Source organism: Mucilaginibacter sp. OK098, from assembly GCF_900142915.1.
Classification (GTDB): domain Bacteria; phylum Bacteroidota; class Bacteroidia; order Sphingobacteriales; family Sphingobacteriaceae; genus Mucilaginibacter.
The window spans coordinates 134,954-156,672 of the sequence record NZ_FRCM01000005.1; the positions used below are offsets into that span (position 1 = coordinate 134,954).

Consider the following 21,719-nt stretch of genomic DNA (forward strand, 5'->3'; position numbering starts at 1 on the left):
TCCGTAAGGGCGAATTGCATTCACCCCGGATCGCCACGTCAAACAAGGAAGGTCCTAACCGCCAACCGCCCCATTGGGGCGTAATATTGGTAGAAAAAAGATTACAACATATTTGGCGCTCCGGAGGTGCGTAACCAACCACGGCATTTTGTACATTTGCCCAGCAAATATGAGTTACCCAAGTTTACAGGCCTGTGTTGCCGATCTTGAAAAGCATGGCCGGTTGATCCGGATAAAGGAAGAGGTGGACCCTTATCTGCAAATGGCCGCAATTCATTTGCGTGTATTTGAAAATGAGGGCCCGGCTATCCTTTTTGAAAATGTTAAAGGCAGCAAGTTTCCGGCTGTATCAAACCTGTTCGGAACGCTTGACAGATCGAAGTTTATTTTCAGGGACACGCTTGATAAGATCAAAACGCTGGTCGACCTAAAGTCCGACCCTCTAAAAGCAATAAAACATCCGTTTAAATATGCCAATGTGGGGCTTACCGCATTATCGGCGTTGCCAATGAAAACAGGCCGCGGCGCACCTGTAAACTTTGCAAAATGCCATATCAGTGATTTACCGCAAATAGTTAACTGGCCAAAGGACGGAGGTCCGTTTGTAACCATGCCGCAGGTGTATACCGAGGATGCCGATAAACCAGGTATTATGAACGCCAACCTGGGGATGTACCGCATCCAGATGGGGGGGAATGATTATATCATGAATGAAGAGATCGGTTTGCACTACCAGTTGCATAGGGGCATTGGTGTTCATCAAGCCAAAGCTAATGCAAAAGGGCAACCTTTAAAGGTGAGCATATTTGTAGGAGGGCCGCCATCGCATCCGGTTGCTGCGGTAATGCCGCTGCCTGAGGGATTATCTGAAATGACCTTTGCCGGTGCATTGGGTAACCGCCGTTTTCGTTATTTTTATGATGCGGAAGGTTTTTGCATTTCCGCCGATGCTGACTTTGTAATTACCGGCACCGTTATGCCGCATGACAACAAACCTGAAGGTCCTTTTGGCGATCATTTGGGATATTATAGCTTAAAACACCCTTTCCCGCTTTTAAAGGTTCACAACGTTTATCATCGCAAGGATGCTATTTGGTCATTCACAGTAGTTGGCCGGCCGCCGCAAGAAGATACCAGTTTTGGTGCGCTTATCCATGAAATTACGGGCTCTGCTATCCCGAAAGAGATCCCCGGTCTGCACGCTGTAAACGCGGTAGATGCTGCCGGGGTACACCCTTTATTGTTTGCTATAGGCAGCGAGCGTTATACCCCTTATAGCAATGAAAGAAGGCCGCAGGAGATCTTAACCATTGCCAACCATATATTGGGAAAAGGTCAGCTAAGTCTGGCTAAATACTTATTCATAGCTGCACAGGAAGATGATCCAGCTTTAAGTGTGAATGATATTGGCGGCTTTTTAAAGCATATCCTGCAAAGGATAGACCTGACCCGCGACCTGCATTTTTACACAAACACTACCATTGACACCCTTGACTATAGCGGCAGCGGATTAAATGCAGGCAGTAAAGTAGCAGTAGCAGCTGCAGGTGAAATTAAAAGAGAGCTTTGGAATGAAGTGCCTTCAAGTTTTACATTGCCCCGCCCTTTTGAAAAATATAAAATGGTGATGCCTGGCGTATTGGCCGTTGAAGTGCCCAAAAACATCAGGAGCAGCGATATGCCTTTAATGCTTGAAATTTTGGATGAGCATTTGCAGGATGCCGAACTTGATGGTTTACCCCTGATGGTATTTTGTGACGATGCCGGATTTACAGCTCAAAACATTAATAATTTTGTTTGGGTTACTTTTACCCGCAGTAACCCATCCCACGATATTTATGGCATTAAAAGTTTTACAGAACATAAGCATTGGGGCTGCAATGGCCCGCTGATCATTGATGCACGCATTAAGCCACACCATGCACCAGTACTGGAAAAAGACCCGGAAGTAGAGAAGTTAGTGGATAGGATGGGAGAAAAAGGAGCCGCTTTATATGGAATAATTTAAGTGCCGAAATGCAAGAGCTCGAATACATGTCCTGTCTGGCACTTACATACTTTTGCATTTCACCGGTCGTATTAAAATACGATAGGTGAAAAATCATGGATAGGATATTATAACGGCGCTATACTTGGTAATTTAATACGGCGGTTTAACCAACTTGTCAAAAATATTATCTTAATTTAACACGTTAAATCTTATCACCCGATATAGTGTTCACGCAAATATTTAAACACAGTAAGTCAAAGGGAAAGCTACTCCTTTTTATCCTGTTTCTTTTTTTTTATACAAAAACCTATTCCCAGCAATTTTATGCTGCTACAAGTGCCGGTCAGTTACAGCTGGTAACCCTTACCGCTAATGGTTTGGTGTCTGAAACAGTCCCGGGATGTTATAGCTATTTCTCGATTGCCATATTCACCAATAAAATTTATTTCTCTGATGCATATGGACACCTGTTTTCAGGTAATTTAACCGGGAGTCCCGTTTCAGTTACCAATTGCCAATTAATATCAACTGGTGTGTACGCAAACTCTATGACTGTTGATAAGCAGGGTGTTATATATTATGCAATATATAATCAACTATATATGATTGACCCTAACAGCCCGTCTCCTGTCCCGGTATTTTTAGGGTCGATGCCGTATTCTGCCACCGGCGATCTGGCCTTTTTTCAGAATGAATTATATATGGCATCAGACCGCGGGATTGTACAGGTTAAGTTAAAAGCCCCCTCCAATAGCACGCTTTATATTCCCTACACAGGTCAGACGATTTATGGCCTTACCAATGTTGCTGTGAATGGAAAAGATATCCTTTTTGCATTGAGTTTATCTGGTAATAGTACCAATCTGATTGAGCTGGACATGCAAAATAAAATAGTAAAAGGAAACGCAGGCTCCTTACCATATATTGTCTATGATGCGGGAAGCGTAACCGAAGCGGGAGAGGTTCCGTCGATCGAGATAACCGATACCCGCATTACACAAGAATGCGATATTTTTAACAAGGCCCGGGTAGAAATTATAACTAAGCAGCACACCGGCAAATACACATTTACCCTTGGCAATGGGCAAACTAATTTAACCGGCATCTTCGATAACCTCGCGCCGGGCGTTCACCCGTTAACCATCACCTCCGACGGAGAAGAATTTCCAAAACACACCTCCTTCACCGTCCCCGACTTCACGCTCACTGCCCCTTTTATTACGCCCTCGCTTAAAAATCCGATATGTGATATATTGGGCGAAATTAAGCTGGATGCCGGCGTCAATAATTCAACTTACACTATAAAATATAATGGTAATTTGTTTTCCTTCGATCACACCTTTAGCGGCTTAACCGCAGGCGCCTATCATTTTATTATTCTAAATGCCCAGGGTTGCATCGTCAACGAGAAAGACTACACTTTGCAACAGGATGTTTGCCCGCCAATAACAGTAAACGATGTACAGGTTGCGCGTGAATGCGACGTGTTCGGCAAGGCCAAAGTAACAGTAACTACTCAGCCACACCCTGATAACTATACTTACACGCTTAACAATATAAGCAATGCAACCGGGATATTCGATCTTGTTCCGCCAGGTGCATATAACCTTGTAATCATATCATCGGGCGGTGACAGGGTTGAGCGCCCCGTGATTGTACCCGACTATGCTCTCGACATACCCAACATAACCTATGCCGTAAAAAATGCCGATTGCACCCTGTTCGGCGAAATAAAATTTATGATATACGGCGATACCAAAGGCGCAACGTCGATAAGATACGGATCGCAGGTGTATCCAATTGATCAGGCTATCAAAACTTTGCCACCCGGTGCAAACTCTTTCAGCGTATTTAATCAGCAGGGCTGCGTAATTGATATAATTAACGTAGATGTGGCGCTAGACCCATGCAAGCCCATTGTTTTCCCGAATGCATTTACTCCTAACGGCGATGGTATAAACGATATTTTCAGATCAAACCAGGACGCCAATCCCCTTAAGTTTCAGTTGTTGATATACAACCGATGGGGCGCACTTATTTTCAAATCACAAAGCATTTTCAAAGGCTGGGATGGAAGCTTTAACGGAAAGCCGTTGCCATTTGGCGTATTTTACTGGATGGCAAGCTATACTATGATTGATGGGAAAGATGTCGCCCAAAGTGGTTATGTAACCCTCATAAAGTAAAGCCTGTTTATAAAAAGTGACCCCACTCAATAAAATTGTTTATATTTTTGCCCCTCAAGCAATTTTAAGAACATGTTTATAAAGAGAATAATTATCGGTTGTTTATTATTGAGTTTTTTCGCCTGCAAAAAACCGCAGGACGTACCTCATTACACCGTATCAAAAGTTTTTAAAACAGATACCGCCACAACCGTAAATGTGCATATTGCTAGCCGCATGACCACAGCGCAATTAGTGCTGATTGCCGGCAAACTGAAAAAAGACAGCGCTCAAATCCAAAACTTACATATCAGCTTCCTTTTACCGGGCAATACCGAAACCAGCGCTGGTGAAAATAGCTATTACGCGGCTGCTAAATTTGTAAATAAAAACCAGGTAGCATCATATGATACCTTGAAAGATGATGAAGGCAATGTAGTAAGACTAAAAATATTTGGTTTATCGGAAACCCAGGCTAAGCACCTGTTATCGCTACAACCAAAAGAGATTGCCAACAAAAATGTAATGGGGCGTTTTATTGATGATTATAATCATACGGTTATTATTCCATTTGATGATCCCCTTGATGAAAAGAAGGAAGTATACGTTATTGAGCTTGATTCGGCTTCAAAAGTAGTATCGGCCACCGTACCTGTAAAAGTTAAAGAAGGCAATATTGAAAAATGGCTGGTTACCCAGCATGGTGATTACATGACTTTAAAGGATAGCGTACTTACCCAATACGCCGCTGATGGTTTGGGCGTGCCGTTTAACAGCATAAAATCGGGAATTTAATGATTTTGAAGAGGCGCGATGCTTTGCGTCTTTATGAAATATGTTAAACAGATTGCATGGTCTTTCTTGTCTATTGGCAAAGACGCGCAGCATCGCGTCTCTTCAAAATTCCTCCTTTAGGGGGTCAAGGGACCTTCAATTCATCCAGCATCCTAAACATCTTCTCCTTAATCCCTTTACTGCTTCCGCTAAAATTATTCACCATAATTGAAAAGCAAAGCTCGCGGCCTTTATAAGTGTGGTACCCGGCATAAGTAAGCACGTTTAATATGCTGCCACTCTTCATTCGCATATCATTATAAGTGGGCAAACTATCGTAAAAATCAGGAAACCAGGTTTCTTTTTTTGCTGATTGCAGGATGGTTGCCAATGTTAGCGTAGTCACCCTATCGCCCGGCGAGAGGCCACTGCCATCAACAATATTTAAGGAATTTGGGTCGATGCCACGGGCTTTCCAAAAGGATTGTTCAACCTCAACACCATTCATAGTTGATGGTTGTTTTCCGGCTTTCCAGGCAATGGTTTTTAGCAATTGTTCCGCATACAGGTTAATGCTTTTATGATTGAGCCAGTAAACGATCTGGCTTAAACGCGGCGATAGGAGGGTTGTAAAATTTGTTACTATCTGCGGTGTTGTTAATCCTTTTGCGGTTAAAGTATTGGTTGATTCAGGTTCATTACTTACAGAAATTCCCAATCGCTTTAACGTATCCATCAGCCTGAAAGCAGCGTCATAAGCAGGATCAGGCAGAGCGGCTGAGATGCTTTTTTTAGTTTGATCCTGTGCATAAGTGCCCCGCAGGTACATTGTTTTGCCGTTAACAGGCAAAAAAGCATAAGCGTTATCACCCGTGCCAGATGGTGCATTAACCAGTTCGCTTTTGAAGTTGAGGTACGGCATTTCCGGAACCTCACGCAATATACCGACAGCACTATCAACCCTGCCGGTTCGTAGTTTTATATCAAACTGGTTTTCGCGCCAGCAAAGTCCGGATGTACCGGCACCATAATAGTTGCCTACATCCATCCAGATCCATCCTTCAGGTATAGATTGTGAACCGAACACAGAATCATCGCCAATAACCCGTCCGTTAATTTTTTTGATCCCGGCTTTTTGAAGCGCATCAACCATTAAACTAAGTATATGGCCTTCATGCGTGTTTTCATAACGCCAGCTGCCCAGGGTTGGGTCGCCTGCGCCTTTAATAATAATATCGCCGTTTAATGTACCATCAGCGCCAATTGTACCGCTATAGCCAAATTGAGTTTGGTATTGAAAATCCTTCCCCAATAAATTAAAGGCCGTAATGGTAGTTATGGTTTTTAAGGTTGATGCCGTAGCCAGGCCCATATTGGGGTTTGCGGTAAAAACCTTTTCGCCCGTTTTAGCATCCAACACCGTGAGTGATACTGAAGCATACCTGCACTGGCTATCAGCCTGCAACCGGTTAAATGCCGATTGCAGCTTTTGATCAAGCGGTTGGGCAAAGGTATGCCCGGTTATAAAAAGAAAACTAATCAGCCAGCTCTTGTGTATCCTCATCTGTCGAATTTCTCTGTGCGATATAATAAATAGGGATGCCTATTAAAACAATGATCAACCCTGGCCATGTAAAGGCTGGTTTGTAAATGATCAGTAAAATACAAAACGCAATGCCCATTAAAATATAAATAGCCGGTAAAACCGGGTATCCAAATGCCTTGTATGGTCTTTCAGCGTTCGGCCGGGTGATCCTTAATTTATAAATACCTATTATAGTAAGCACATAAAATATAACCACCACAAACGAGATCATATCCAGCAGATCGCCATATTTACCACTCATACAAAGTATGGAAGCCACAATTGCCTGGATCCATAAACCAAATTCAGGAACGGCAAATTTATTGAGGGTACCGGTCTTCTTAAAAAACAAGCCATCTTTCGCCATGGTATAATAAACTCTTGCTCCGGCCATAATCAATCCGTTATTACAGCCAAAGGTCGAGATCATGATCATTACAGCTATAACATACGTTCCTACGTTTCCAAAAATAACATGCGATGCCGCAACAGCAACACGGTCCTTATCTGCAGTGGCAATATCATGTAATGACAATACACCTGTGTACATCACATTTGCCGACACATAAATAATGGTTACTATCAGTGTGCCCAAAAACAAGCTAAGCCCGATATTGCGCTTCGGGTTGTTCATTTCACCCGCAATAAAAGTTACATTATTCCAGCTGTCGCTGCTAAATATCGAACCCACCATTGACGCTGCTATAGCTCCCAGGGCCGCCGCAATAGTTAAGGTTCCAATGCTGCCATCGGCATTCAGCTTGTGCATATCCCAGGCGTGACTCCAGTTGGCGTGCCATACATCGCCCTTAAAGGCCAGGAAACCAAATCCAATCAGCCCAAATAAACTCAACAGTTTGGTAATGGTAAATATGTTTTGAATTATCTTGCCGCTTTGTACGCCTTTGGTATTGATAAAGGTAAGCAGCATAATAACAACAATAGAAACACATTGCGCCGCGCTGATTGTAAAGTGCCAGCTACCAATCATTGTGCTGAATAGTATATTATCCTCACTAACCGCAGGTATTAAATAAGCCGTAAACTTTGAAAACGCAACACCCACAGCAGCAATGGTTCCGGTTTGGATCACCGCGAAAAAGCTCCAGCCGTATAAAAAGGCGATCAGCTTATTATATGATTCCTTAAGATAAACATATTGTCCGCCTGCCTTTGGGAACATGGCGCTCAGCTCGCCGTAGCTTACAGCAGCGGTAAGCGTCATAAAGCCGGTTATCAGCCAAACGGCTATAAGCCAGCCTGCTGAGCCCACATTACGGGTAATATCAGCGCTTACTATAAATATTCCTGAACCTATCATTGAGCCTGCCACCAGCATTGTGCCATCCAGCAAACCTAATTCATGCTTTAATTTTGGTTGTGTTGATTTTGTCGTCATCAATAGTTTTAGTTTAAAGTTCTAAACTATTCAAAAAACTTTATAATTCTCACGCTATTGTAAAGAAATTAATTTGCTATTTTGCGCAACCAATTATATTTGACCCTGAATTATAAAACCAGAATACTTATAACAAAATTTAAATATGGATCTATTGAACAATTACTTAATTTATTTAATTCCTGTCTTAGGGCTCGTTGGGATTATCGCTATGGCAATAAAGGCCTCATGGGTTACCAAACAAGACGCCGGAGACGGCGATATGGTAACCTTAGCAGGTTATATTGCTGATGGCGCAATGGCGTTTTTACGTGCTGAATGGAAAGTGTTAAGCTACTTTGTGGTAGTGGCAGGTTTATTATTAGCATGGTCTGGCACAACCGTAGCAACTTCAAGCCCGGTTATTGCCATATCATTTGTATGTGGTGCATTTCTTTCGGCATTTGCCGGCTTTTTGGGGATGCGCATTGCTACCAAAGCAAACGTGCGTACTACGCAAGCTGCGCGTACAAGCCTTGCCAAAGCCTTAAAAGTATCATTTACAGGTGGTACGGTAATGGGTTTAGGCGTTGCCGGACTGGCAATTATAGGCTTGGGATCGCTATTCATTGTATTTTATCAATATTATGTAGTGCATGTTACAGGCAGTAGTGTTAACGGCGAAGCAATGGCAAAAGCGCTTGACGTTTTAGCCGGATTTTCATTAGGTGCTGAGTCTATCGCTCTTTTTGCACGTGTAGGCGGCGGGATCTATACCAAAGCTGCCGACGTTGGCGCCGACCTTGTAGGTAAAGTTGAAGCAGGCATTCCTGAAGATGATGTGCGTAACCCTGCAACTATTGCCGATAACGTAGGCGATAACGTAGGTGACGTTGCAGGTATGGGTGCAGATTTGTTCGGATCGTATGTTGCAACTATGCTTGCCACAATGGTATTGGGCCGCGAAATTGTATCGCATGATGCCTTTGGAGGTATTGCCCCTATATTGTTACCAATGGTAATTGCCGGTTTAGGTTTAATATTCTCAATTGTAGGCGCTGCCTTTGTTAAAATAAAAAATGAAACCGATAGTGTACAAAAGGCGTTGAACCTGGGTAACTGGATGTCGATAGTATTAACGGCAATTGCAACTTATTTTGTGGTGCAGTGGATGTTACCAAATGACAGCTTCCACATGGTACGTGATGAAGATGCAGCCGGGGGGATTAAAGCCGGGGCATTGATATTTACCAAAAACGGTGTTTTTATGTCGATTGTTGTGGGCCTGGTAGTAGGCACATTAATGTCGATAATTACAGAATATTATACTGCAATGGGTAAACGCCCGGTATTAAGCATTATCCGCCAGTCGTCAACAGGGCATGCAACCAATATTATTGGCGGCTTGGCTGTTGGTATGGAATCAACCGTATTGCCAATTTTAGTTTTAGCGTCAGGAATTTATGGTTCTTACCATTTTGCAGGTTTATATGGCGTGGCTATTGCCGCAGCAGGTATGATGGCAACAACTGCTATGCAGCTGGCTATTGATGCCTTCGGCCCTATTGCCGATAACGCTGGCGGGATTGCTGAAATGAGCCGCCTACCTGAAGAAGTACGTCACCGTACTGACAACCTTGATGCCGTGGGTAACACTACAGCGGCAACAGGTAAGGGTTTTGCCATTGCATCAGCAGCATTAACCTCGCTGGCTTTATTTGCAGCCTTTGTTGGTGTTGCAGGTATTGAGCATATTGATATTTACAAGGCCGACGTTTTAGCCGGTTTATTTGTAGGCGGGATGATCCCTTTCATCTTCTCGGCATTGTGTATTTCGGCAGTAGGCCGTGCAGCAATGGCGATGGTAGAGGAAGTAAGGCGCCAGTTCCGCGAGATCCCCGGCATTATGGAATACAAGGCAAAGCCTGAGTATGAAAAATGTGTGGCTATCTCAACAAAAGCCTCCATCCGCGAAATGGTTGCACCAGGTTTGATTGCTTTGATCACTCCGATCATCATCGGCTTTGCGTTTGGTCCGGAAGTTTTGGGCGGATTGCTTGCAGGTGTTACCGTATCAGGCGTACTGATGGGAATTTTCCAGAGCAACGCTGGTGGCGCCTGGGATAATGCCAAAAAATCATTCGAAAAAGGTTGTATGATCAACGGCGAGATGCATTACAAAAAATCAGAACCACACAAGGCATCTGTAACAGGCGATACCGTAGGGGATCCGTTTAAAGATACTTCAGGCCCGTCAATGAACATTTTGATCAAATTGATGTCTATCGTGTCATTGGTAATTGCGCCACACCTGAATAATGGCCAACGCCTTCAAAAAGACCAGCCGCAAAAGGCGATAATAACACATGTTATTAAGGTGGATAAGAAAGCATAAAGAAAAAGGGACGCTGAAAGGTGTCCCTTTTTTGTTACGAATGATATTTATTTAGATATTCACTCTAAACCTTGCTGATATGCTGGCATTTCAAGATTCACCCCAAAGAAATTTTAATATTTCTAAATTTTGCTACAAAGTAACATTCTACTTATTTATATGGCTAATAGCTTTTACCCAATTAAGTAAGTTAATGCAGGTAAATGCAATTGTGTCAGCTTTACTTGTCGTGTTGCCGGTTTTAGCCATATGTGTGTTAATTCCTTGCGGATTATTTTTTTTGATAAAAAGTTTTGTAATGAAGGAGCCTTTTCACAGATATCGGATACTTTATTTGATAGGACACTTGTTTTTTTTGCTAATAATGATTGGGATGATCGTCGCTTTTTCGAGCGATATTGCCAGGTATAATATAAAGTAATTTGGTTATTCGTTACTGGTGGAACGAATAACTATAGTTTGTAAATTTGATATATGATAGTTACCGTAAATTTGCAAACTGAAGAGCAGGAAAAGATTTTAATGGAATTTACGGATAGAATGAATTTTGATTATCAAAGTGATGATGATAATAAATTCAGTCTAACAGAATCTCAAAAGCAGGAAGTTATTCGTCGTGATAACGATTTTATCAACAGCCAAACTACTGCCAGAGATTGGAATGATATAAAACGCGATTTAAAAAATGTATATCGCTAACCTAATGAATTTTTATCAAGTCAATCCTGAAATCTTATAGATCATGGTTCAAACAATATAAGCGCTAATTGTATATATCCTTTCTATGTCCAAGCGCTACAACTTCAATTAAAAGCTCACCATCAAATATTTCGTAGATAATTCTATAATCGCCGACCCTTATCCTGCAACCATCTCTGCCTTTTAATCTCTTGTATCCGGCGGGCCGGGGATTTTCGGCAAGTTTGTATATTGCTTCTATTAAGCGTTTAACAATATTATCCTGTAACTTATTTAGTTGCTTTTGTGCCAGGCTGGAAATTGTGATTCTGTAAAGGGGCATTACTAGGGAAGCCGTTGTTTTACAAATTCATCAAAAGAGATGGGTGGCTCCTTGCTGGCCTTTGCCTCATCATACAATCGTATGTCGTCCAGCTCGTCCAGCTCTTCCAATATCTGCTCATATTCAGCAAGCGGAATCACAACTGACACTTTATTGCCGTCAGTATCAGTGATATATTGAGGGTGAATTACATTCATTTTGATTTTTTTACTAATGTAAATTTAAGATTTTTTATATTAAAGCGAAAATAGGTTATATCATGTCTTAATTGTGGGCATCACTATAACCCCTTTGCTTGCCATTTAAATTTTAAATGGTTCTTTTTCAAACTTTTATTCCGGAATTTTCTCCTCTTCCGTTGTTACATTCGGCATTTTATGTTTTCAATAAATTTAAGTACGTTTGGGGAAACTGATTACAAGTAGTTAAAACTGATCTTATTATTTAAAAAATGAAGTTATTCGTAAAAAAATCTCTGGCACAATTAATGGCCACGCCGGAAGAAGGAGCCTCAACGCTGAAACGGACGCTTGGCGCAGGCAATTTGATTGCGCTGGGTATTGGAGCTATTATTGGCGCAGGCCTTTTTGTTAGAACGGCTGCCGCCGCAGGCGCTCATGCCGGGCCTGCCGTAACACTTTCTTTTATTATTGCAGCGGTTGGTTGTGCTTTTGCAGGCTTATGCTATGCCGAATTTGCATCCATCATCCCAATAGCAGGTAGCGCATATACTTATGCGTATGCTACAATGGGCGAAATTGTTGCCTGGATAATTGGATGGGCGTTAGTACTGGAATACGCCCTGGGCGCAGCAACGGTGTCAATAAGCTGGAGCGAATATGCCAATAATCTCCTCGGGCATCGAATACCGTTTGAATGGTGCCACTCGCCCATGGAGTCCGCCATTATAAACGGTGTTAGCCATACAGGCGTTATCAATTTGCCCGCATTATTAATACTGCTTTTATTATCATTATTATTGATAAAAGGTACACAGGAATCTGCTACAGTTAATACAGTTATCGTAGTTATAAAGGTTACTATCGTGCTGGTATTTATTGCTATAGGCTGGCAGTTTATTAACCCTGCACACCATACACCATATCTTATCCCTGCAAATGCACCGGATGCAACATTACCTGACGGTACAAAATATTCTTATCTGCCATTTTTTAATCATGGCTGGGGCGGTGTACTCACCGGCGCAGGTATAGTATTCTTTGCCTTTATCGGGTTTGACGCTGTTTCTACAGCTGCCCAGGAAGCAAAAAATCCAAAAAGGGATATGCCAATAGGTATTTTAGGATCATTGGTTGTTTGTACTATTTTGTATATCCTGTTTTCGTGGGTACTAACCGGTGTAGCGCCATACCAGGATTTTATGCACGCTGGTAAAGAGGCTTCAGTAGCTTATGCAATCAGCCAATACATGCATCATTATGAATGGCTGTCAACCCTGGTAACCGTTGCTATCCTGATGGGTTTTTCATCGGTGATCCTGGTAATGTTGTTAGGGCAATCAAGGGTATTTTATACCATGTCGACAGACGGCTTACTGCCAAAGGTGTTTTCTGATCTTCACCCAAAATTCCGCACGCCTTATAAGAGCAATATGATATTGTTTGTTTTTGTAGGCTTATTTGCTGCGTTTTTACCTTCAAGCGTTGCTGGTGATCTTACTTCTATCGGTACATTGTTTGCTTTTGTGCTGGTATGTATCGGGGTAATGCTGCTTAGGAGAACCAACCCTGAATTGGTAAGGCCATTCAAAACACCACTTGTTCCTCTTGTTCCTATCCTGGGGATCCTTATTTGTTCGGCTATGATAATCAGCTTGCCGCTCGAAACACAATTAAGCGCTTTGGCATGGATGATAATAGGTTTAATTATCTATTTTACCTATAGCAGGGGAAACAGCAAACTTGGAAATGTTTCCGATGTATTGCCTACAGCTTCAGATTTTGAAAAAAAATAATTTGAGTTAACCGGAAGACCTTTAAGTGTTATGCTTAAAGGCCTATCGGTTGAATAATTTGACCATAATATTGAAAAGGTTCTGATTTATCGGAACCTTTTTTGTTACCTTGAAATTTTAAAGCAATCCCGGTACCCCAATTAATGAAAACCGATAAAAACCTCTGGATCTTAGTATTTGTATGCATTATTAATTCCCTTGGTTTTGGCATTATTGTACCGGTGCTATATACTTATGGCAAAACCTTTGGACTCACCGGTACAACTCTGGGTATACTAACAGCCTCATTTTCTATCGCCCAGTTTTTTGCTACCCCGGTATTGGGCTCACTTTCTGATAAATGGGGACGCAAGCCATTACTGGTGATCAGCCTGGCCGGTACCTGCGTTTCTTTTTTAATGTTTGCCGAGGCCCGCAGCCTGCTTATTCTTTTTGCTGCGCGAATTTTGGACGGATTAACTGGCGGCAATGTATCGGTAGCACAGGCAATGGTGGCTGATACAGCAACACCGCAAAACAGGGCAAAAAGGTTTGGGATCCTGGGATCGTCATTAGCATTTGGATTTGTGATAGGGCCATTTGTGGGCGGTGTATTTACTAACCTTAGCCCGCAAGCGCCTTTCTTTTTTGCCGCGGGCATCTCATTAATAGGTACGCTCTGCGCCATTTTTTTATTGAAAGAAACCAATCATACCAATAAAAAAACAAGGGCAAATCATAACGGTAAGTTCAAATTTATAACCCTGGTAACAACTTTAAAACGGCAAACGGTTGGCACGGCTGTTTTTATCGGCTTTCTACTGACTATGGCACAGTTCACCATGATCATAGGGTTCCAAACTTTTAGCGTTGATATTTTAAAGATCACCCCAACACAGATCGGGCTCTTTTTAGCCGGGTTTGGAATTTGCGGCATCATTATGCAATTGTGCGTGCCGCTGTTTACAAAGCTGTTTCCTTCTAAATCGGTTATCTTACTATTTTCAAGTATTTTGTGTTTTGGAGCAATGCTGCTATCGGGTTTTACTTCGGAATTTATGCCTTATGCTATTTGCATGTGTATTTATGGCCTGTTTAATGGCCTGCGAAATCCTATGCTGAACGCCATAATTGCCGACAATGTGGATAAATCCGAGCAAGGAAAAATATTAGGCATAAATCAGTCATATGCATCCATAGGGCAAACCCTTGGCCCGTTAACCGCAGGGTTGGTTACAGTTATTTCCATTCATAGTGTTTTCTTCTTATCTTCATTCTACATTTTAGTTGCATTTTTGCTAAGTTTCCGTTTAAAGAGAAAAGAATAAAACCCTAAAGCCATGCATCCACTAGTTCTCAGAGAGGTTATATCCGTAACCATGATCCTGTTCGCGATCATTGATATCCTTGGTGCAATCCCTGTAATTATTGAATTACGCCAGCGTGTTGGACATATTGAATCAGAAAAAGCCAGTATTGCAGTACTTGTGTTAATGGTTGGGTTTTTATTTGGGGGCGATGAGCTGCTAACTATAATCGGCCTTGACGTTTCCTCTTTCGCTATTGCCGGTTCTCTCGTGATCTTTATTATAGCAATGGAAATGATATTAGGGATCAAATTATTTAAAGAAGAGATGTCAACAACGGCATCAATAGTACCGCTGGCTTTCCCGTTAATAGCCGGCGCCGGAACTATGACAACCTTGTTATCACTAAAATCACAATATCAAACACAAAATATTTTGGTTGGTATAGTACTCAACACACTGTTTGTTTACCTGGTGTTAAAGAATGTAAAATGGCTGGAGAAACTGCTCGGTGAAACAGGTGTAAATATTCTGCGAAAAGCATTTGGAGTAATATTATTAGCTATCGCGATAAAATTGTTTAGGAGTAATACACATTTGTAGTTTGGAGATATGTTTACCCACACGATGGGTTATAATGATATCAATTTGTGATCCTTATTCCAGCTTATCTTAAGCTTCCCGGTTTCATCATCTTTTGCGCGGATGTGAAGGACAACTCCTTTGTTCCGTCTTTTGGCAAGCTTTACGCTATCGGTAATGCCGGCGTCATTCTTCGGATTGCGCAATGGTACGTCCATGGTAATATCCGTTCCTGTTTTTAGCCCATAAGTACCGGCTATGTCGGCATTCAACACGCTGGAGTTGAGCTGCATCGGGTTGATGATGATCTTTTCACCATGAATATCAAATTTGGCATCCAGGCTTGGGATGGTTATTTCTTTAAGGTTGCGGAAAGGAAAGGCAAACTTGCCGACATTAATTAGCGGCTTATAATTGAGCAGGGCAGCGTTACGTAAATTTATATTCGCCGTTCCATAAACAGATCCCGGAACCAGCTGACCGGCATTACTGATCCTTCCGTTTACCTGTGTTCCGGCAGAAAGGTAACCCTTGAGGTTTTGATAGGTAATGGCGCTGAGCCCAAAATTATCAAAAGCCAAAAAGAATTCACGAACATTCACATTGCTTACAGTAGTGTTCAGGTTAAAACGGTTTTCCTTATTATCCTGGTAAATGTTGCCTCTCATTTTAAGTATACCTCCGGCATGTTTAACGCTTACATTGCTCAGTTGTACTCCCTCTTCTGAAAGATGCACATCGGCAATTGCATCAGTAGCCAGGAAAGATTTGAAATGAACATTAGCCGCCCGAACATGAATGGATGCCTGGGCCTTATCTAAAACGGTACCCAGCTGATCTGCTATGTTGCCGCTGTTCTTCCTGCTTTTGGTTGTGGCTTCAGTCCGTTGGCGGGTGTTCAGGAATCCAATAAATTCATTAAGATACAGTTGAGGACTGGTGATCTGCCAGTCGAGCACAATTTTTTCCGGGGCATCGTAATAAAGGTTGAGAAAATTATTGACCCTGCCTTTCATAAGCACCACACTGCGGCCGCTTTGCAGGCGGATATGATCAAGCAGCAGGTTTTTCCTGGTGATATGAAGGGAAACAGAAGTGTTTTTAAAAGTAAGGTTCCGGGGTACATAGTTGATGTCGGCATTTTTCAGGTTGATCGTACCCGTTACAATTGGCTTATTTATCCGGTAATCAACAATGTCTGCTATATAATGTAAAGCCATATCAGCAGATCCTTTGCTGAATTTTGCCACGCTGTTGCCCAACAGGTAATTAAGATCGGCAGCAGGAAAGTTGGATCTGAAGTTTCCGGTGGCTAAAGGTTTATCCAGGTTGCTGATGCTGCCGGTATCAATAGCAAAAGGTAAATGGTTATAGCTGCCGGTAAAATTGAACAGCCGGATCACCGAATTTGCATCAGTGAACCCTTTACCTTTAAAATGATTGTTAGTGAAAACACCTTTAAAATTACAATCATTAATAATACTGCCGGGAAGGGAAAGCCTGTTATCTTTTGCATTGGCAGTGATATACAGAAATGGGTCGCCTCCACCAAAGCTGCCCGAAATAATTGCTGTTACAGCAATGGGCTTATCCAGGTTAAACAGGTCCAGTTTTTTAGTTATGTTAGGTGCAAGCAGGGAAGAAGCATGCCGCCATAAAAGTTGATCGGCAGTAATATTAAAGGTAAAATCAGCCGGCTTTTTGTCCGTCATAAAACGTGCAATTATGCTAAAGGCGTCACCCCCAATGCTGAAATCGCTGGAGGAAACGTTAATATCTCCTGATTTGTTGTTGTACCCGCCGGTTAATTTTCCTTCAACCAGTTTGTCTTTTATAAAGCTGCCGTGTACGGTACTAAAAGCCATGCTTTTGGCCGTCACTTTCAAATCAATGCTGGCATTCCAGCCGGTATCCGGGTAATTCATTTTTCCGTCCAGCTTTTCAACTGCAAATTCGAACAGTTTTTTAGCTTTCCGGTTATTAACTGTAAAGCTCACTTGTTCCAGGCTGAACTTGTCAATTTGTGGATTCGATCTCTTGCTGCTTTTGCTGGTATCTTTTGAATCTCTCTTTTTGAAAACCGAAGTATTGCTATATCCTGAGCTATCTGTGTACAAATCAATAGCGGCATTACTAATGGTAATGTGATTTATGCTGATATTACCTTTGAGCAGGATAGCGGTATTTACCGATACATCAAAATTTTTGGCACTCAGTAAAGTGTGATGGTGCCTGAGCCACTGCTTATCGCGCAGGGTAACATTTTCAAGCCTGACAGAAAGGGCAGGGAAGTTCTCAAAAAAAGAAGTCTCAACACCACCTACTACTAATTTGCCATCCAGGTTTTTATTTAGTTCATCGGTTACAAGGGCTATAACCTTTTCTTTGTGGGAAGAGATATAAAAGGACAGGCCTGCCAATACTGCAACAAAGAACAGGATCAGTGCACCCAATATTTTTAAGGAGATTTTTAACCAGCCTTGCATTTTGTGAATTTAAGATAAAAGGCATAAGTTGAAAGAATTGTTTTCGGGTGATATTAATAAACTTAAATAAATCCGGATGCCGGACTAAGATGCTATCAATCTCGCCACAAACATTGTATCCGCTTTTCCTTCATATCCCTTCAATACTTTGCTATCTTCCAGTTTCAGCCCCAACTCCTTTACAATAAAACTCACCACATCCTCATTCTCTGCCTTAAATGCGGAGCAGGTGATATAAATAAGCGGTTTGCCGGGCTTTAGATATTTAACCACATTGCGTACAATGCTTTGCTGTAATTTCTGAAAAAACTCTATCCGGTAGGTATCAAACTGGCTGATCATCTCAGGCGTTCTTCCCCAGGTGCCTGAACCGCTGCAGGGAGCATCAAGGATAATGCCATCGAAAGCATAATCATGCAGTATCAGGTCGTTGTTTTGGGTCAGATCGAGCAGTTTTTTTTGGTATTTGGTAAGGCCGGCCTGCTGAAAACGTTCATCCAAATTTGCTAATATAGATTCGCGGATGTCTGATACCACCAGCTTTAAGTTTGGCTCAAGCTCATGAAGTAATAATGATTTACCGCCCGATGCTGCACACGCATCCCACCAGGCATCCCATTTATCAGGCTTAAAAAACTGTGCTGTTTGCTGTGAGGACAGGTCCTGCACCTCAAACCAATGCTGGTTAGGGAATACAGCCTCAAGGCGGGTTCCATTGGGCAAGGAGATGCAACTGTTGCCTTCATCCTTAAAAATGATCCCGGCTGCTGTGAGGGCTATTTTTACCTGTTGTTCATATCCCTTGTGTACACGGATAAACAGATCAGGCTGGATAAAAAATGATCGTAAGAAAGCCTCTTTATCAATCCCTGCGGAAAGCTGGCCTGTCCATGGGAATACATCATCAAGCTTAAAATCAGGATGGGTGGTTTTTACCATGCCAAGCTTCTCATCCACAGTAAAACCTATGCAGGCCGCCCATTCAGGTTTAAAATGCTGGAGAAAGGAATTAAGCTGTGTATTGCATAAAAACTCGGCTACAAACAGGCGTTCGTCAGCAGGGATATTTGGGAGTGCCCTGCCTAAACGGAAATAGTTATACATCAACCGGCTGGCAATGCGCCTGTCGGTCGAGCCCATTTGTTTGTTTTGACGGTAAAAGCCGGGTAAAAATTTACTTAGTGGCGTTTCTGCCGGATACTCATCCAAAATACGCTGAAACGTTTTAAGCTGGTTTATTGCCTTCATTCTACCTTTTTCAACTCAAAATTACTGTATTTATAAATATTTATGTGCGTATTTATCCAGCCAAGGCCTGCTTTTTTCTGAAAATGAAAATTATTGTGCAATCCTTCATAGTCCGTACCAGATAAATTTTTGAGATCACCGGTGGCAAGCATCTGCCCTAAATATAAACCTTCATCAAAGCCTTTTATAGCATAAGCAGTGGGTTCGGTATGGAACTCTCTCCTGTAATCAGTTATAAAGGTAACCGTGTTTGCCGCTTTATAATCTATATGGTCTGACGATGTAATATGCGTATTGATGCGCTGCAGCAGGTCGGCCTTTAAAAAGGATAAATTTATCCAGTTGGGGTGTCCAAAAACAGTAACCCGGTAACTCTTGCTCAAGGTATCCAATGCCCGCAGGGTTACGTTCAAAAAATGCTGATTAGTTGCCGGTATTATAAAAACATTTTCGCTTGTTGACGATAGTTGGGGTATAAGTGAGCTTAGCTGACCATGAATAACCGTTAAATAAACAACTTGTGTGCGCTTTTTGCTTAAGCTGTCAATAGCCTTTTTAAACGGGGTGATGTAATCATTTTCCTCGCTATAGCCCGATTTAAGAATAAATACCTTTTTTGCTTTTATTTTATCATTAATATATTTGGCAGCTCCCCATGCATGGTATTCAAGCGGGGGGATCATGGTAACTAACCCCTGGTTTTTAATGGTAGCGGGGGATGCCGGTGATAATGGCGAAACTATGGGCTGGCTGGTATTAGGATAAGCACCTGTAAAAGCTTTTATATCATCCGGGAATACCGGGCCTATAATCAAATCGCTGCTGCGTACCGCCGGATTTAAGCCAAGGCTGTGTGCCTGCGCCTTTTCACCTTTTGAGTCAAAAACCTGCAGCTTATAGTTGTACCCCAGCCCGGTAAGCGAATCAAGGGCCAGTTTAAAGCCGCGGTAATAATCAAGCGCTATATCAGCCTCTTTTAAAGTAACCGAAGTATATGGCGAGCCGGGCCGTAAATGATCAAGACCAAAAGGCAGTAACAAAGCAATGTTTGATACTTTTGATGTTGCCGGTTTAACTGCATTTTGCGGCTGGGTTTTATCCGCGGGTTTGGCTTCGTTTTTTTTAGGCTGTACAGCTACGGGGCGCACTTTTGGTGAACACGCCGCAGCTATAAGGCCGATAATTAAAAACGTTAACCACTTATTCCCACTCAATTGTGGCCGGTGGTTTTGAACTGATATCATATACTACCCGGTTAATACCCTTTACATTGTTAATGATCTCGTTACTGATCTTTGCCAGCAGGTCATACGGCAGGTGACACCAATCGGCAGTCATTCCGTCTAATGATTCCACAGCACGCAGACAGATCACGTTCTCGTAAGTACGCTCATCGCCCATAACACCTACCGATTGCACCGGTAAAAATATGGAGCCGGCTTGCCAAACTTTATCATAAACACCGCCGGCCTTCAAATTGTTGATATAAATCGCATCGGCTTCCTGTAAAATAGCAACTTTTTCGGGTGTAACCTCACCTAAGATCCTGATGGCCAGACCAGGACCCGGAAAAGGGTGGCGGCCTAAAATATTCGGATCAATGCCTAAAGCCTTGCCAACACGCCTTACTTCATCTTTAAATAAGGTATTAAGCGGTTCAACCACCTTCAGTTTCATAAAATCAGGTAGTCCGCCAACGTTATGGTGAGATTTGATGGTAGCTGAAGGGCCTTTAACCGAAACCGACTCAATAACATCGGGATAGATGGTTCCCTGGCCAAGCCATTTAACATCTTGTACCTCGTGCGCGGCATCATCAAAAACCTCGATGAAAACACGGCCGATGGCTTTACGTTTTTTCTCCGGATCGGTTAAGCCAGTCAGTGCGTCATAAAAACGCTGCTTGGCATCAATCCCTTTTATATTTAAACCCATGTGCTGGTACGAATCAAGTACCGATTGGTACTCATCTTTGCGCAGCAGGCCGTTATCAACAAATATACAATGCAGGTTTTTGCCGATGGCATGGTGCAGCAATACCGCTGCAACCGATGAATCGACCCCGCCTGAAAGACCAAGCACAACTTTATCATCGCCCAATTTTTCTTTAAGGGCAGCTATGGTAGTTTCTACAAACGAATCAGGTGTCCAGTCTTGTTTGCAACCGCAAATATCTACCAAAAAGTTATGCAGCAATTGCTTGCCGTCAGTACTGTGGGTAACTTCCGGGTGAAATTGGATGCCGTAAGTTTGGGTGCCGGTAACCTGGTATGCTGCTACCTTTACGGTATCTGTGCTGGCAATTATTTCAAAGTTCTTGCCAATAGTAGCAATCGTATCCGCATGCGACATCCAAACCTGTGAATCCGGCTGGATCATCCTGAACAACAGGTTGCCTGCATTAATATATTGCAGATTGGCACGGCCGTATTCGCGGGTGCTTGAGGGTAGTACTTCGCCACCATGAAAATGCGCCATATATTGCGCCCCGTAGCAAACGCCTAAAATAGGCAGTGTGCCATGGAATTTTTCAAAATCAAAAGTCGGTGGATTTTCCTGTCTAACAGAATAAGGGCTACCTGAAAGGATTATACCTTTTACACTACTGTCAACTTCGGGAAAATGATTGAATGGGTGGATCTCGCAGTAAATATTGAGCTCCCTGACACGGCGCGCAATGAGTTGGGTGAACTGCGAGCCAAAGTCAAGAATGAGGATTTTTTCTTGCATGGGCAAAGATAGGATTTAGACGTGAGATTTGAGATAGGAGATTTGAGAAATTTCGGATTTGGGGATTTTGATTTCGGAATTTGTAATGTTGAAAGTAGTAAATT

16 protein-coding genes are annotated in these 21,719 nt (G+C 42.4%); 8 read left to right on the forward strand and 8 right to left on the reverse strand.

Annotated elements, in window-relative coordinates:
- The first annotated feature begins 169 nt into the window (after positions 1 to 169).
- From BUE31_RS17305 to BUE31_RS17315, 3 genes are all read left to right on the forward strand, one after another.
- Entirely contained in the window at positions 170 to 2,008 is a 1,839-nt protein-coding gene (locus BUE31_RS17305; RefSeq protein WP_073405095.1) for a UbiD family decarboxylase, read from the forward strand.
- Between the two features lie 206 nt (positions 2,009 to 2,214).
- Entirely contained in the window at positions 2,215 to 4,176 is a 1,962-nt protein-coding gene (locus tag BUE31_RS17310; protein WP_073405096.1) for a gliding motility-associated C-terminal domain-containing protein, read from the forward strand.
- Positions 4,177 to 4,248: 72 nt separating this feature from the next.
- Positions 4,249 to 4,950 carry a hypothetical protein gene (locus tag BUE31_RS17315; RefSeq protein ID WP_073405097.1) on the forward strand — a complete coding sequence of 234 codons (702 nt, stop codon included), beginning with the start codon at positions 4,249 to 4,251 and terminating at the stop codon, positions 4,948 to 4,950.
- A 124-nt stretch (positions 4,951 to 5,074) separates the two neighbouring features.
- On the opposite strand, the gene dacB is transcribed toward BUE31_RS17315, so the two are convergent.
- Both dacB and BUE31_RS17325 read right to left on the reverse strand, forming a co-directional pair.
- Entirely contained in the window at positions 5,075 to 6,493 is a 1,419-nt protein-coding gene (gene dacB, locus BUE31_RS17320; RefSeq protein ID WP_073405098.1) for a D-alanyl-D-alanine carboxypeptidase/D-alanyl-D-alanine endopeptidase, read from the reverse strand.
- Positions 6,465 to 7,913: an APC family permease gene (locus tag BUE31_RS17325; RefSeq protein ID WP_073405099.1), complete on the reverse strand. Its 1,449-nt coding sequence runs from the start codon at positions 7,911 to 7,913 to the stop codon at positions 6,465 to 6,467. Before BUE31_RS17325 ends, dacB begins: the two co-directional genes overlap by 29 nt.
- A gap of 145 nt (positions 7,914 to 8,058) precedes the next feature.
- On the opposite strand from BUE31_RS17325, the gene BUE31_RS17330 reads away from it, so the two are divergent.
- Complete coding sequence (locus BUE31_RS17330) at positions 8,059 to 10,287, forward strand: sodium-translocating pyrophosphatase (protein WP_073405100.1); 2,229 nt, start codon at positions 8,059 to 8,061, stop codon at positions 10,285 to 10,287.
- A gap of 474 nt (positions 10,288 to 10,761) precedes the next feature.
- Complete coding sequence (locus tag BUE31_RS17340; RefSeq protein WP_073405102.1) at positions 10,762 to 10,986, forward strand: hypothetical protein; 225 nt, start codon at positions 10,762 to 10,764, stop codon at positions 10,984 to 10,986.
- 64 nt (positions 10,987 to 11,050) lie between these two features.
- Here the strand turns inward: BUE31_RS17340 and BUE31_RS31695 are convergent, their stop codons facing one another.
- Positions 11,051 to 11,308: a type II toxin-antitoxin system RelE family toxin gene (locus BUE31_RS31695; protein ID WP_073405103.1), complete on the reverse strand. Its 258-nt coding sequence runs from the start codon at positions 11,306 to 11,308 to the stop codon at positions 11,051 to 11,053.
- Between the two features lie 2 nt (positions 11,309 to 11,310).
- A complete protein-coding gene (locus BUE31_RS17350) occupies positions 11,311 to 11,505 on the reverse strand; it encodes a hypothetical protein (RefSeq protein ID WP_073405104.1) in 195 nt (64 codons plus the stop codon).
- 254 nt (positions 11,506 to 11,759) lie between these two features.
- On the opposite strand from BUE31_RS17350, the gene BUE31_RS17355 reads away from it, so the two are divergent.
- The 3 genes from BUE31_RS17355 (at position 11,760) to BUE31_RS17365 (ending at position 15,172) form a co-directional block, all read left to right on the forward strand.
- The gene (locus BUE31_RS17355) at positions 11,760 to 13,283 is read left to right on the forward strand and encodes an amino acid permease (protein ID WP_073405105.1); all 1,524 of its coding nucleotides are present in this window, start codon (positions 11,760 to 11,762) and stop codon (positions 13,281 to 13,283) included.
- Positions 13,284 to 13,426: 143 nt separating this feature from the next.
- Entirely contained in the window at positions 13,427 to 14,590 is a 1,164-nt protein-coding gene (locus BUE31_RS17360) for an MFS transporter (RefSeq protein WP_073405106.1), read from the forward strand.
- A gap of 12 nt (positions 14,591 to 14,602) precedes the next feature.
- A complete protein-coding gene (locus BUE31_RS17365) occupies positions 14,603 to 15,172 on the forward strand; it encodes a MarC family protein (RefSeq protein ID WP_073405107.1) in 570 nt (189 codons plus the stop codon).
- Between the two features lie 29 nt (positions 15,173 to 15,201).
- On the opposite strand, the gene BUE31_RS17370 is transcribed toward BUE31_RS17365, so the two are convergent.
- From BUE31_RS17370 to guaA, 4 genes are all read right to left on the reverse strand, one after another.
- Positions 15,202 to 17,637: an AsmA family protein gene (locus BUE31_RS17370; protein ID WP_073405108.1), complete on the reverse strand. Its 2,436-nt coding sequence runs from the start codon at positions 17,635 to 17,637 to the stop codon at positions 15,202 to 15,204.
- Between the two features lie 84 nt (positions 17,638 to 17,721).
- Positions 17,722 to 18,885, reverse strand: a complete 1,164-nt coding sequence (locus BUE31_RS17375; protein ID WP_073405109.1) for an RsmB/NOP family class I SAM-dependent RNA methyltransferase — start codon at positions 18,883 to 18,885, stop codon at positions 17,722 to 17,724.
- The gene (locus BUE31_RS17380) at positions 18,882 to 20,129 is read right to left on the reverse strand and encodes an ABC transporter substrate-binding protein (protein WP_073405110.1); all 1,248 of its coding nucleotides are present in this window, start codon (positions 20,127 to 20,129) and stop codon (positions 18,882 to 18,884) included. The genes BUE31_RS17375 and BUE31_RS17380 overlap by 4 nt, the downstream gene beginning before the upstream one ends.
- A complete protein-coding gene (gene guaA / locus BUE31_RS17385) occupies positions 20,086 to 21,615 on the reverse strand; it encodes a glutamine-hydrolyzing GMP synthase (RefSeq protein WP_073405111.1) in 1,530 nt (509 codons plus the stop codon). The genes BUE31_RS17380 and guaA overlap by 44 nt, the downstream gene beginning before the upstream one ends.
- Positions 21,616 to 21,719: the final 104 nt, after the last annotated feature.